Source organism: Streptomyces sp. NPDC006309, assembly GCF_040613095.1.
In the GTDB taxonomy this organism is placed as follows: Bacteria; Actinomycetota; Actinomycetes; order Streptomycetales; family Streptomycetaceae; genus Streptomyces.
Genome location: NZ_JBEXRO010000007.1, coordinates 180,726 through 192,785 on the forward strand (window position 1 = coordinate 180,726; position 12,060 = coordinate 192,785).

Genomic DNA, 12,060 nt, shown 5'->3' on the forward strand with positions numbered 1-12,060 from the left:
AGACCTGTGGGGAAGCCCGTGCGTGAATACCTGCTGACGCTCTGCATCACGGCCGCGGTGACGTATCTGCTGACAGGGCCGGTACGGAAGTTCGCGATCGTGGCCGGGGCGATGCCGGAGATCCGGGCCCGTGACGTGCACCGGGAACCCACTCCGCGGCTCGGCGGTATCGCCATGTTCTTCGGGCTGTGCGCGGGCCTGCTGGTCGCGGACCACCTGACCAACCTCAACGAGGTCTTCGCCAAGTCGAACGAGCCACGGGCGCTGCTCTCCGGTGCCGCCCTGATCTGGCTGATCGGCGTCCTGGACGACAAGTTCGAGATCGACGCGCTGATCAAGCTGGGCGGTCAGATGATCGCCGCGGGCGTGATGGTCATGCAGGGTCTGACGATCCTGTGGCTGCCCATCCCGGGCGTCGGCAACGTCGCCCTGACCCAGTGGCAGGGCACGCTCCTGACGGTCGCGCTCGTCGTGATCACGATCAACGCGGTGAACTTCGTGGACGGCCTGGACGGTCTCGCGGCCGGCATGGTGTGCATCGCGGCGGCGGCGTTCTTCCTGTACGCCTACCGGATCTGGTACTCGTACGGCATCGAGTCCGCGGCGCCCGCGACCCTCTTCGCGGCGATCCTGATGGGCATGTGCCTGGGCTTCCTGCCGCACAACATGCATCCGGCGCGGATCTTCATGGGCGACTCCGGCTCGATGCTGATCGGCCTGGTGCTGTCGGCGGGCGCGATCTCCATCACCGGCCAGGTGGACCCGGACGCGCTGGCGCTGTTCACGGGGTCGGAGAAGGCGGCGGTCCACCAGACGGTGCCGGTCTACATCCCGCTCCTGCTGCCGCTGACGATCATCGCCGTGCCGGCCGCCGACCTCGTGCTGGCGATCGTCCGGCGCACCTGGCGCGGCCAGTCGCCGTTCGCCGCCGACCGCGGCCATCTGCACCACCGGCTGCTGGAGATCGGCCACTCGCACAGCCGGGCCGTGCTGATCATGTACTTCTGGTCGGCCCTGATCGGCTTCGGCGCTCTCGCCTACTCGGTCAACTCGGCGTCGATGTGGATCGTGCTGGGCGTGGTGTTCCTCAGCGCGATCGGTCTGGTCCTGCTGCTCCTCCCGCGCTTCACCCCGCGGGTACCGGTGTGGGCCCAGCGGTTCGTGCCGCCGCGCTACCGCAGGCGCCGCCGGAGCGAGGAGCCGGCCGTGTCCGGGCAGGAGGCCGAGGCCTCGCACGAGGCGTCACAGGGGTCCGGCGATCCTGTGCGGGAGCCCGGGGAATCCGCGGAACGGGACCCCGTCGTGGCCGGTGCCGCGGGCGTCAACGGGGCGACCGCCATCGGTTCCCGGTCCCGTTTCGCCCACCGCCGCTGAGACGGACAAGGTAAGAATCTGACTAGAGCATTGCCAAGTCGTGGGGGAGCAAAATCCCCGATACCAGACAACTCGGCTCGGTTTTTGCACAGACGGGCACTGTCACTCTCATGTGTGACAGCAAGCACACCAAGCAGGTAAAGACCTCATCAAATAGTTTGTGATACGGTTCACGAGAACCCCGGAGAGAGCCGAAGGACCCAGTGCGTTGGTCCGTCGGTGTGAGGTCTCGACCCCCTCGGCCCGGGACTACGCTCGTCCATGACGACACCTGCCCCCTGTGAAAGCGGAGTTGCCGCCATGCCGTCCAATGACGCCCGGATCCTGGCCCAGGCCGCCGTACCCACGGTTGCCGTCGGCGCGATTGCCGCCGTCGTCAGCGGTGTGGTCGCGGGTGGCAAGGGGGCGATCGGGGCCGTCGTCGCGACGGTGATCGTGATCCTGTTCATGGGTATCGGTCTGTACGTACTCCAGCGCACCGCCAAATCGCTTCCGCATCTGTTCCAGGCCATGGGGCTGATGCTCTACGCGGCACAGATCCTGCTGCTGTTCGTGTTCATGGCCGCGTTCAAGCACACGACGCTGTTCAATCCCAAGGCTTTCGCGCTCACGCTGCTCGCCGGCACCCTCGCGTGGATCGCCGCGCAGACGCGTGCGCACATGAAGTCCAAGATCCTGTACGTCGAACCCGAATCGACCGTTTCCACGAGCGACGGAAAGTCCCACAAGTCGGGGCACTCGTCGTGAGGGGTAGGGCCGGGATAAAGGCGCACGAGATCTCCTGCTATCGTCCGGTGCCAACTGCGGCATCGCGGGCGCGGGCATCTGAGCTGACGCCTGCTCATTCGCGAGGCGAGATGCCCCCAAGCCGCCCCCACATCCGTAACACCAGTCCCGTGCCGACCCGCGGTCGTACGCCGCGCCGACACAACGAGGTTGCCGTACCTATGCGCCACGCTGAAGGAGCCCGCGGTGAGTGCTGATCCGACGCAGGTGCTCGCCTTCGAGACCGACTGCCACATCTTCGACGGCTGTGGCTTCCCGGCTCCCGGCCTGCACTCGTTCCTGTTCAAGCCCCTCTGGGGTGACGGCGACAGCAACGTGTACTTCAACAAGACGATGCTGCTGGCGCTGCTCGGCTCGATCATCATCGTCGGCTTCTTCTGGGCCGCCTTCCGTAAGCCGAAGGTCGTCCCCGGCAAGCTCCAGATGGTCGCCGAGTCCGGCTACGACTTCATCCGTCGCGGTGTCGTCTACGAGACCATCGGCAAGAAGGAAGGCGAGAAGTACGTCCCGCTGGTCGTCTCGCTGTTCTTCTTCATCTGGATGATGAACCTCTGGTCGATCGTTCCGATCGCCCAGTTCCCGGTGACGTCGATCATTTCCTACCCGCTGGTCCTGGCGCTGATCGTCTACGTCCTCTGGGTCTCGTTGACCTTCAAGCGCCACGGTTTCGTCGGCTTCTTCAAGAACGTCACGGGCTACGACAAGTCGCTCGGTGCGGTGCTGCCGCTCGCCATGCTCATCGAGTTCTTCTCGAACCTGCTGGTGCGCCCCTTCACCCACGCGGTGCGACTCTTCGCGAACATGTTCGCGGGCCACACCCTGCTGCTGCTCTTCACGATCGCCAGCTGGTACCTGCTGAACGGCATCGGCATCGCCTACGCCGGCGTCAGCTTCATCATGACCCTCGTGATGACGGCCTTCGAGCTCTTCATCCAGGCTCTTCAGGCGTACGTCTTCGTTCTTCTGACGTGCACCTACATCCAGGGCGCCCTGGCCGAGCACCACTGAGCGCCTCGTCCCACACCCCCATCGTCCGGTGGCCAACCCCCACCGGTCCGTAAAGAAGAAGGAAGAACTGGCATGTCCCAGACCCTTGCCGCTGTTTCCGGCTCGCTCGGCTCCATCGGTTACGGCCTCGCTGCCATCGGCCCCGGCGTCGGCGTCGGCATCATCTTCGGTAACGGCACCCAGGCGCTCGCCCGTCAGCCCGAGGCCGCCGGCCTGATCCGCGCCAACCAGATCCTCGGCTTCGCCTTCTGTGAGGCGCTGGCGCTTATCGGTCTGGTCATGCCGTTCGTCTACGGCAAGTGAACAGCTGATTCACGTCCAGCCGACTAGACGAAAGGCACACACATGAGCCCGCTGCTCACGATCGCGGCCGAGTCGGAGAACCCGCTCGTCCCGCCGATCCCCGAGCTTGTCATCGGTCTGATCGCCTTCGTCATCGTCTTCGGCTTCCTCGCCAAGAAGCTTCTCCCGAACATCAACAAGGTTCTGGAAGAGCGTCGCGAGGCCATCGAGGGCGGTATCGAAAAGGCCGAGGCCGCACAGACCGAGGCCCAGAGCGTCCTCGAGCAGTACAAGGCCCAGCTCGCCGAGGCCCGGCACGAGGCCGCGCGTCTGCGCCAGGAGGCGCAGGAGCAGGGTGCCGTGCTCATCGCCGAGATGCGGGCCGAGGGCCAGCGTCAGCGCGAGGAGATCGTCGCCGCCGGTCACGCGCAGATCGAGGCCGACCGCAAGGCCGCCGCGTCCGCGCTGCGCCAGGACGTCGGCAAGCTCGCCACCGACCTGGCCGGCAAGCTCGTCGGCGAGTCCCTCGAGGACCACGCCCGGCAGAGCCGTGTGATCGACCGCTTCCTCGACCAGCTCGAGGAGAAGGCCGAGGCCACGCGATGAACGGAGCGAGCCGCGAGGCCCTGGCAGCCGCCCGTGGGCGTCTCGACGCGCTGACGGACTCCACGGCCGTGGACGCCGCGCAGCTCGCCGACGAGCTGGCGGCCGTCACCGCGCTGCTCGACCGCGAGGCCGGCGTGCGCCGGGCCCTCACCGACCCGGGCAAGGACGGAGAGGCGAAGGCGCAGCTGGTCCAGCGTCTGATCGGGGGCCAGGTCAGCGGCAGCACCGCCGACCTGGTGTCCGGGCTGGCCCGGTCCCGCTGGTCGCAGTCCCGCGACCTGGTGGACGCGGTCGAGGAGCTGGCGAGCATCGCCGACCTCACGGCCGCGGAGAAGTCCGGCACCCTCGACGACGTCGAGGACGAGCTGTTCCGGTTCGGTCGGATCGTCTCCTCCGCCACCGGGCTGCGTGCCGCGCTCACCGACCGCGCCGCCGGCGCCCCGGCCAAGACCGAGCTGCTGCACCAGCTCCTCGGCGGCCGGGCCAAGCCGGTCACCGAGCGTCTGGTGACGCGCCTCGCCACCGCGCCGCGTGGACGTAGCCTGGAGGCGGGACTGGAGTCCCTGTCCAGGCTTGCCGCCGAGCGCCGGAACCGCATGGTCGCCGTCGTCACCTCGGCGGTGCCCCTGAGCGACGGGCAGAAGGAGCGCCTCGGCGCCGCCCTGACCAAGCTCTACGGGCGTCGGATGCACCTGAACCTCGACGTCGACCCCGAGGTCGTCGGAGGCGTCCGGGTGCAGGTCGGTGACGAGATCATCAACGGCTCGATCGCGGACCGGCTGGACGAGGCCGCCCGCCGCATGGCGAGCTAGCAGCACCTCGGCAACACGTCGAGAAAAGCAGAACGTAATTACGGCCCTGGTTGGGCCGTGCAGAGGATTCACCTCCTGTTGGGGGGAGTCCCCACCCCCCCAAAGTGAAACTTCGGGCCCAACAAGGAGAGCAGGGAACCCAGATGGCGGAGCTCACGATCCGGCCGGATGAGATCCGGGACGCGCTGGAGAACTTCGTCCAGTCGTACAAGCCGGACGCGGCCTCGCGCGAGGAGGTCGGTACGGTCACCGTCGCCGGCGACGGCATCGCCAAGATCGAGGGCCTGCCCTCGGCCATGGCGAACGAACTGCTGAAGTTCGAGGACGGATCCCTCGGTCTCGCGCTGAACCTGGAAGAGCGCGAGATCGGTGCGGTCGTCCTCGGCGAGTTCAGCGGTATCGAGGAGGGGCAGCCGGTGCACCGCACCGGTGAGATCCTCTCCGTGGCGGTCGGCGAGGGCTACCTCGGCCGCGTCGTCGACCCGCTCGGCAACCCGATCGACGGCCTCGGCGAGATCGAGACCGACGGCCGCCGCGCCCTCGAGCTGCAGGCCCCCACGGTCATGCAGCGCAAGTCGGTGCACGAGCCGATGGAGACGGGCTACAAGGCCGTCGACGCGATGACCCCGATCGGCCGTGGTCAGCGTCAGCTGATCATCGGCGACCGCCAGACCGGCAAGACCGCCCTGGCCGTCGACACGATCATCAACCAGCGCGACAACTGGCGCACGGGCGACCCGAAGAAGCAGGTCCGCTGCATCTACGTCGCCATCGGCCAGAAGGGCTCCACCATCGCCGGCGTGCGCCGCGCGCTGGAGGAGAACGGCGCGCTGGAGTACACGACCATCGTCGCCGCCCCGGCGTCCGACCCGGCCGGCTTCAAGTACCTGGCGCCGTACACCGGTTCGGCCATCGGCCAGCACTGGATGTACCAGGGCAAGCACGTCCTGATCATCTTCGACGACCTGTCGAAGCAGGCCGACGCCTACCGCGCCGTGTCGCTGCTGCTGCGCCGCCCGCCGGGCCGTGAGGCCTACCCGGGTGACGTCTTCTACCTGCACTCGCGTCTGCTGGAGCGCTGCGCCAAGCTCTCCGACGACGAGGGCGCCGGCTCGATGACCGGTCTGCCGATCGTCGAGACGAAGGCCAACGACGTCTCGGCGTTCATCCCGACCAACGTCATCTCCATCACCGACGGCCAGTGCTTCCTGGAGTCGGACCTGTTCAACGCCGGTCAGCGCCCCGCGCTGAACGTCGGTATCTCCGTCTCCCGAGTCGGTGGTTCCGCGCAGCACAAGGCGATGAGGCAGGTCTCCGGCCGACTGCGTGTCGACCTCGCCCAGTACCGTGAGCTGGAGGCGTTCGCCGCCTTCGGTTCCGACCTGGACGCGGCCTCGAAGTCGCAGCTGGAGCGCGGTCAGCGCATGGTCGAGCTGCTGAAGCAGGACCAGTACCAGCCGATGTCCACCGAGGACCAGGTCGTCTCCGTGTGGGCCGGCACCACCGGCCGGATGGACGACGTGCCGGTCGCCGACGTCCGCCGCTTCGAGAAGGAGCTCCTGGAGTACCTGCACCGCAAGGAGCAGGGCCTCATGACCTCCATCCGCGAGGGCGCCAAGATGTCCGACGACACGCTCACGGCCATCGCGGACGCCATCGCCGAGTTCAAGAAGCAGTTCGAGACCTCGGACGGCAAGCTGCTCGGCGAGGACACTCCTGCCGCTGCCGCCAAGTGACGTAAGGAAGGGACCTGACTCATGGGAGCCCAGCTCCGGGTCTACAAGCGTCGCATCCGATCCGTCACCGCGACCAAGAAGATCACCAAGGCGATGGAGATGATCGCCGCCTCGCGCGTCGTCAAGGCGCAGCGCAAGGTGGCGGCCTCCACGCCGTACGCGACCGAGCTGACGCGCGCGGTCACGGCGGTCGGTACGGGTTCGAACACCAGGCATCCGCTCACCACGGAGGCGGAGAACCCGGCCCGCGCCGCGGTTCTGCTCCTCACGAGTGACCGCGGTCTCGCCGGCGCCTTCAACTCCAACGCCATCAAGGCGGCGGAGCAGCTGACCGAGCGCCTGGAGCGCGAGGGCAAGCAGGTCGACACGTACATCGTCGGCCGGCGCGGTGTCGCGCACTACAACTTCCGTGAGCGCAAGATCGCGGAGTCGTGGAGCGGGTTCACCGACGAGCCGACGTACGCGGACGCCAAGAAGGTGGCGGCGCCTCTGATCGAGGCGATCGAGAAGGACACGGCCGAGGGTGGTGTGGACGAACTCCACATCGTCTTCACCGAGTTCGTCTCGATGATGACGCAGACGGCGCTCGACGCCCGGCTGCTGCCGCTGCGTCTCGACGAGGTCGCGCAGGAGAGCGCCCCCCAGGGCGAGATCCTGCCGCTGTACGACTTCGAGCCGTCGGCGGAGGACGTCCTCGACGCCCTGCTGCCGCGGTACGTCGAGAGCCGTATCTACAACGCGCTGCTCCAGTCGGCCGCTTCGAAGCACGCCGCCACGCGGCGCGCGATGAAGTCGGCCACCGACAACGCGGGCGAGCTGATCAACACGCTGTCCCGCCTTGCCAACGCGGCCCGCCAGGCCGAAATCACCCAGGAAATCAGCGAGATCGTCGGTGGCGCCAGTGCCCTGGCCGACGCGACCGCGGGGAGTGACCGATAAATGACCACCACTGTTGAGACCGCGACGGCTACGGGCCGCGTCGCCCGGGTCATCGGCCCGGTCGTCGACGTGGAGTTCCCCGTCGACGCCATGCCGGAGATCTACAACGCCCTGCACGTCGAGGTCGCCGACCCGGCGAACGCGGGCGAGAAGAAGACGCTGACCCTGGAGGTCGCCCAGCACCTGGGTGACGGCCTGGTCCGCACCATCTCCATGCAGCCCACCGACGGCCTGGTGCGCCAGGCCGCCGTGACGGACACCGGCTCCGCCATCTCCGTCCCGGTCGGCGACTTCACCAAGGGCAAGGTGTTCAACACCCTCGGTGAGGTGCTGAACGTCGACGAGACCTACACCGGCGAGCGCTGGCCGATCCACCGCAAGGCCCCGAACTTCGACGAGCTCGAGTCGAAGACCGAGATGTTCGAGACGGGCGTCAAGGTCATCGACCTGCTCACCCCGTACGTCAAGGGCGGCAAGATCGGCCTGTTCGGCGGTGCCGGCGTCGGCAAGACGGTGCTCATCCAGGAGATGATCTACCGCGTCGCCAACAACCACGACGGTGTCTCCGTGTTCGCCGGTGTCGGTGAGCGCACCCGTGAGGGCAACGACCTCATCGAGGAGATGTCCGACTCGGGCGTCATCGACAAGACCGCGCTGGTCTTCGGTCAGATGGACGAGCCCCCGGGCACCCGTCTGCGCGTCGCGCTGGCCGGCCTGACCATGGCCGAGTACTTCCGTGACGTCCAGAAGCAGGACGTGCTGTTCTTCATCGACAACATCTTCCGCTTCACGCAGGCCGGTTCCGAGGTCTCCACGCTGCTCGGCCGTATGCCGTCCGCGGTGGGCTACCAGCCGAACCTGGCCGACGAGATGGGTCTCCTCCAGGAGCGCATCACCTCGACCCGCGGTCACTCGATCACCTCGATGCAGGCGATCTACGTCCCCGCGGACGACCTGACCGACCCGGCCCCGGCCACCACCTTCGCCCACCTCGACGCGACGACGGTTCTCTCCCGTCCGATCTCGGAGAAGGGCATCTACCCGGCCGTGGACCCGCTGGACTCCACGTCCCGGATCCTGGACCCGCGCTACATCACGGCGGATCACTACAACGCGGCCATGCGCGTGAAGACGATCCTCCAGAAGTACAAGGACCTCCAGGACATCATCGCGATCCTCGGTATCGACGAGCTGGGCGAGGAGGACAAGCTCGTCGTCCACCGTGCCCGTCGTGTGGAGCGCTTCCTGTCCCAGAACACCCACGTCGCCAAGCAGTTCACCGGCGTGGACGGCTCGGACGTGCCGCTCGACGAGTCGATCGCCGCGTTCAACGCGATCTGCGACGGCGACTACGACCACTTCCCCGAGCAGGCGTTCTTCATGTGCGGTGGCCTCGAGGACCTCAAGGCCAACGCCAAGGAGCTGGGCGTCTCCTGAGCCTCGTGCTCGGCTGAGGGGGCGGGCGCGTCCCGCCCCCTCACCCACGCCTACTAGAATTGACCCCAACACCCGGCACTACCGCCGGGTGGTGACCCGAGGAGCCACCCTTGGCTGCTGAGCTGCATGTCGAGCTGGTCGCCGCCGACCGACAGGTCTGGTCCGGCGAGGCCACCCTGGTCGTCGCGCGCACCACGTCCGGCGACATCGGCGTCATGCCCGGTCACCAGCCGCTGCTCGGTGTGCTGGAGTCGGGCCCGGTGACCATCCGTACCAGTGAAGGCGGAACGGTCGTCGCCGCGGTGCACGGCGGTTTCATCTCGTTCGCGGACGACAAGCTGTCGCTGCTGGCCGAGATCGCCGAGCTGTCGGACGAGATCGATGTCCAGCGCACGGAGCGGGAGCTGGAGCGCGCGAAGGCGGAGGGCGACGCCGGTGCCGAGCGCCGCGCGGACGTCCGACTGCGCGCGGCGGCGGCGCGCTGAACCAGCCGCCCTGTACGTTGACGTCACTCAGCCGCGGCCGGCCCGGAGCAATCCGGTGCCGGTCGCGGCTGAGGCAGATGTGGGTGTTTTTTCCGTTTCATTACTCAGTGACGCCAGCGGTGCCACTGCCTGAGAGACGAGGAGGTCGGTGCCGATGATCCTCGCTCTGACTGTGTGCGGGATCGTGGTCGCGCTCGTGGCGGTGGGATTGTTCCTCTTCGGGCTGCGCCGCAGGCTGATCCAGCGCTCCGGCGGTACGTTCGACTGTTCGCTGCGCTGGGCTGTACCCGGGAAACCGGACGCGGGCGGCAAGGGCTGGAGCTACGGCGTCGCCCGTTACAACGGTGACCGCATCGAGTGGTACCGCGTCTTCTCCTATGCCGTCCGCCCCCGCCGCGTCCTGGAGCGCGCGCAGATCGAGGTGGCCGGCCGCCGGCTGCCCGAGGGCGAGGAGGAACTGGCGCTGCTGTCCGACGCGGTGGTGCTGGCCTGTGCGCACCGGGACGCGCACCTCGAACTCGCCATGAGCGAAGACGCGCTGACCGGTTTTCTCGCGTGGCTGGAAGCAGCCCCGCCCGGACAGCGCGTCAACGTTGCTTAGTGCTCAGTGCTTAGTGCTTGGTGTGTGACGGTTACAGGTTGTTGCTGATGGCGCTCACCAGTTCACCGTCGCTGGTGTCGCCGCTGAACTCCCAGAAGAACGCGCCGCCGAGGCCCTGGCTGTTGGCCCAGGCCATCTTCGCCTTGATGGTGGCCGGGGTGTCGTACGACCACCAGTTGCTGCCGCAGTGGGCGTAGGCCGTGCCGGCGACGGTGCCGGTGGCCGGGCAGGACGACTTAAGGACCTTGTAGTCCTCGATGCCCTGCTCGTAGGTGCCGGCCGCCGGGCCCGTGGCCGTGCCGCCCGGGGCGTCCTGGGTGACGCCGGTCCAGCCGCGGCCGTAGAAGCCGATGCCGATGAGCAGTTTCTTCGCGGGGACGCCGATCGCCTTGAACTTGGCCAGCGCGTCCGCGGTGGTGAAGCCCTCCTTCGGGATGCCGTTGTACGAGGTGAGCGGGGAGTGCGGGGCGGTGGGGCCCTTGGCGTCCCAGGCACCGAAGAAGTCGTACGTCATCACGTTGTACCAGTCGACGTACTGGGCGGCGCCCGCGTAGTCGGCCGCCTCGATCTTGCCGCCGGCGGAACCGTCGGCGGTGGTGGCGGCGGTGATCAGGTTGTTCGAGCCGAACTTGGCACGCAGGGCGGCCATCAGGTTCTTGTAGGCCGCCGCCCCGCTGGTGTCGCAGGTCAGACCGCAGGCGTTCGGGTACTCCCAGTCGATGTCGATGCCGTCGAAGACATCGGCCCAGCGCGGGTCCTCGACCAAGTCGTAGCAGGACTGGGCGAAGGCGGCCGGGTTCTTGGCCGCGTCCGCGAAGCCGCCGGACCAGGTCCAGCCACCGAAGGACCACAGCACCTTGATGTTCGGGTACTTGGCCTTCAGCTCGCGCAGCTGGTTGAAGTTGCCGCGCAGCGGCTGGTCCCAGTTGTCGGCGACGCCGCTGACCGACTGGTCGGCGGTGAAGGCCTTGTCGTAGTCGGCGTAGGAGTCGCCGATGGCGCACTTGCCGCCGGTGACGTTGCCGAAGGCGTAGTTGATGTGCGTGATCTTGGCGGCGGAGCCGGACGTCACCAGGTTCTTGACGTTGTAGTTCCGGCCGTAGATGCCCCACTCGGTGAAGTAACCGAGCTTGACCTTGTCACCGGTGGGCGGCGGGGGAGTGGTGCCGCCGCCGGTGGTGTGCACCTTGACGGCGCCGCTGACCGGACCGGTCTGGTTCGCGGTGTCGCGGGCCTGCACGGTGTAGGAGTAGTCGGTGCCGGCGGTCAGACCGCTGTCGCTGTACGACGTGGTGGTGACCGTGCCGACGACCTTGCCGTCGCGCAGGACGTCGTAGTTCTTGACGCCCTTGTCGTCGGTGGCCGCGCTCCAGCCGAGCTTCACCGAGGTGTCGGTGACGGAGGAGGCGGTGGGGGTGCCGGGCGCGGAGGGTGCCGCGTCACCGGGGACCGTCGTGCCGTCGCAGCTGTCGCCGTTCAGCTTGCAGTTCGACGGGGAGCCGGAGCCCGCGCCGTTGAAGCCGAAGGAGAGCGACGCGCCGGGGGCGATGCTGCCGTTGTAGGACTTGTTCTTCGCGGTCCAGTGGGTTCCGGAGCTGGTGACGTCCGCGTCCCAGGAGGAGGTGACGGACGTACCGGAGGGGAAGTCCCACTCGATGGTCCAGGAGCTGATGCTGGAGCTGCCGGTGTTCTTGATGGTCCACTGACCACCGAAGCCGGTGCCCCAGTCGCTGGACTTGGTGTAGGTGGCGGTGGCGTTGCTCGCGGCCTGGGCGGGGCTCGCGAGGCCGACCAGGCCGGCCAGCGGGAGCAACAGGGTCGCGAACCCTGCCGCGGCTCTGTATCTGAAGCGCATGCTGCGCCTCCCTCGTCGTCGGGGGTGTCAGGGGCATGACTGAGCCTCCATGCCCGAGTGCTGCGAGGGTAGAAAGGTCTGGACCACTCGTCAATAGGTCTGGACCATTCTGGAGCCGTCCCCTCACAGCCCCCGCTCA

Annotated in this window: 12 protein-coding genes; 11 read left to right on the forward strand and 1 reads right to left on the reverse strand. The window is 67.7% G+C overall.

The features are described 5' to 3' along the window. Window positions 1-18 precede the first annotated feature (18 nt). From ABZ117_RS13010 to ABZ117_RS13060, 11 genes are all read left to right on the forward strand, one after another. The gene (locus ABZ117_RS13010; RefSeq protein WP_356820121.1) at window positions 19-1,374 is read left to right on the forward strand and encodes an MraY family glycosyltransferase; all 1,356 of its coding nucleotides are present in this window, start codon (window positions 19-21) and stop codon (window positions 1,372-1,374) included. Between the two features lie 300 nt (window positions 1,375-1,674). Next, window positions 1,675-2,121: a hypothetical protein gene (locus tag ABZ117_RS13015; RefSeq protein ID WP_356820122.1), complete on the forward strand. Its 447-nt coding sequence runs from the start codon at window positions 1,675-1,677 to the stop codon at window positions 2,119-2,121. 225 nt (window positions 2,122-2,346) lie between these two features. Next, a complete protein-coding gene (atpB, locus tag ABZ117_RS13020; RefSeq protein ID WP_356820124.1) occupies window positions 2,347-3,168 on the forward strand; it encodes a F0F1 ATP synthase subunit A in 822 nt (273 codons plus the stop codon). A 72-nt stretch (window positions 3,169-3,240) separates the two neighbouring features. Further along, window positions 3,241-3,471 carry an ATP synthase F0 subunit C gene (atpE, locus tag ABZ117_RS13025; RefSeq protein ID WP_024884520.1) on the forward strand — a complete coding sequence of 77 codons (231 nt, stop codon included), beginning with the start codon at window positions 3,241-3,243 and terminating at the stop codon, window positions 3,469-3,471. A 42-nt stretch (window positions 3,472-3,513) separates the two neighbouring features. Beyond that, a complete protein-coding gene (locus ABZ117_RS13030; protein WP_356820125.1) occupies window positions 3,514-4,056 on the forward strand; it encodes a F0F1 ATP synthase subunit B in 543 nt (180 codons plus the stop codon). Then, the gene (locus ABZ117_RS13035; protein ID WP_356820127.1) at window positions 4,053-4,868 is read left to right on the forward strand and encodes a F0F1 ATP synthase subunit delta; all 816 of its coding nucleotides are present in this window, start codon (window positions 4,053-4,055) and stop codon (window positions 4,866-4,868) included. Before ABZ117_RS13030 ends, ABZ117_RS13035 begins: the two co-directional genes overlap by 4 nt. A gap of 143 nt (window positions 4,869-5,011) precedes the next feature. Continuing rightward, window positions 5,012-6,604 carry a F0F1 ATP synthase subunit alpha gene (gene atpA, locus ABZ117_RS13040; RefSeq protein ID WP_356820128.1) on the forward strand — a complete coding sequence of 531 codons (1,593 nt, stop codon included), beginning with the start codon at window positions 5,012-5,014 and terminating at the stop codon, window positions 6,602-6,604. A gap of 21 nt (window positions 6,605-6,625) precedes the next feature. Next, a complete protein-coding gene (locus ABZ117_RS13045) occupies window positions 6,626-7,543 on the forward strand; it encodes a F0F1 ATP synthase subunit gamma (RefSeq protein WP_356820130.1) in 918 nt (305 codons plus the stop codon). Next, window positions 7,544-8,980 carry a F0F1 ATP synthase subunit beta gene (atpD, locus tag ABZ117_RS13050; protein WP_356820131.1) on the forward strand — a complete coding sequence of 479 codons (1,437 nt, stop codon included), beginning with the start codon at window positions 7,544-7,546 and terminating at the stop codon, window positions 8,978-8,980. 110 nt (window positions 8,981-9,090) lie between these two features. Next, window positions 9,091-9,465 (forward strand): F0F1 ATP synthase subunit epsilon, encoded by a 375-nt coding sequence (locus ABZ117_RS13055; RefSeq protein ID WP_121786871.1) that lies wholly within the window; start codon window positions 9,091-9,093, stop codon window positions 9,463-9,465. A gap of 154 nt (window positions 9,466-9,619) precedes the next feature. Then, entirely contained in the window at window positions 9,620-10,066 is a 447-nt protein-coding gene (locus ABZ117_RS13060; RefSeq protein ID WP_356820133.1) for a DUF2550 domain-containing protein, read from the forward strand. Window positions 10,067-10,097: 31 nt separating this feature from the next. Here ABZ117_RS13060 and ABZ117_RS13065 read toward each other — a convergent pair whose 3' ends face one another. Then, window positions 10,098-11,921 carry a glycoside hydrolase family 18 chitinase gene (locus ABZ117_RS13065; RefSeq protein WP_356820135.1) on the reverse strand — a complete coding sequence of 608 codons (1,824 nt, stop codon included), beginning with the start codon at window positions 11,919-11,921 and terminating at the stop codon, window positions 10,098-10,100. Between the last annotated feature and the right edge of the window lie 139 nt (window positions 11,922-12,060).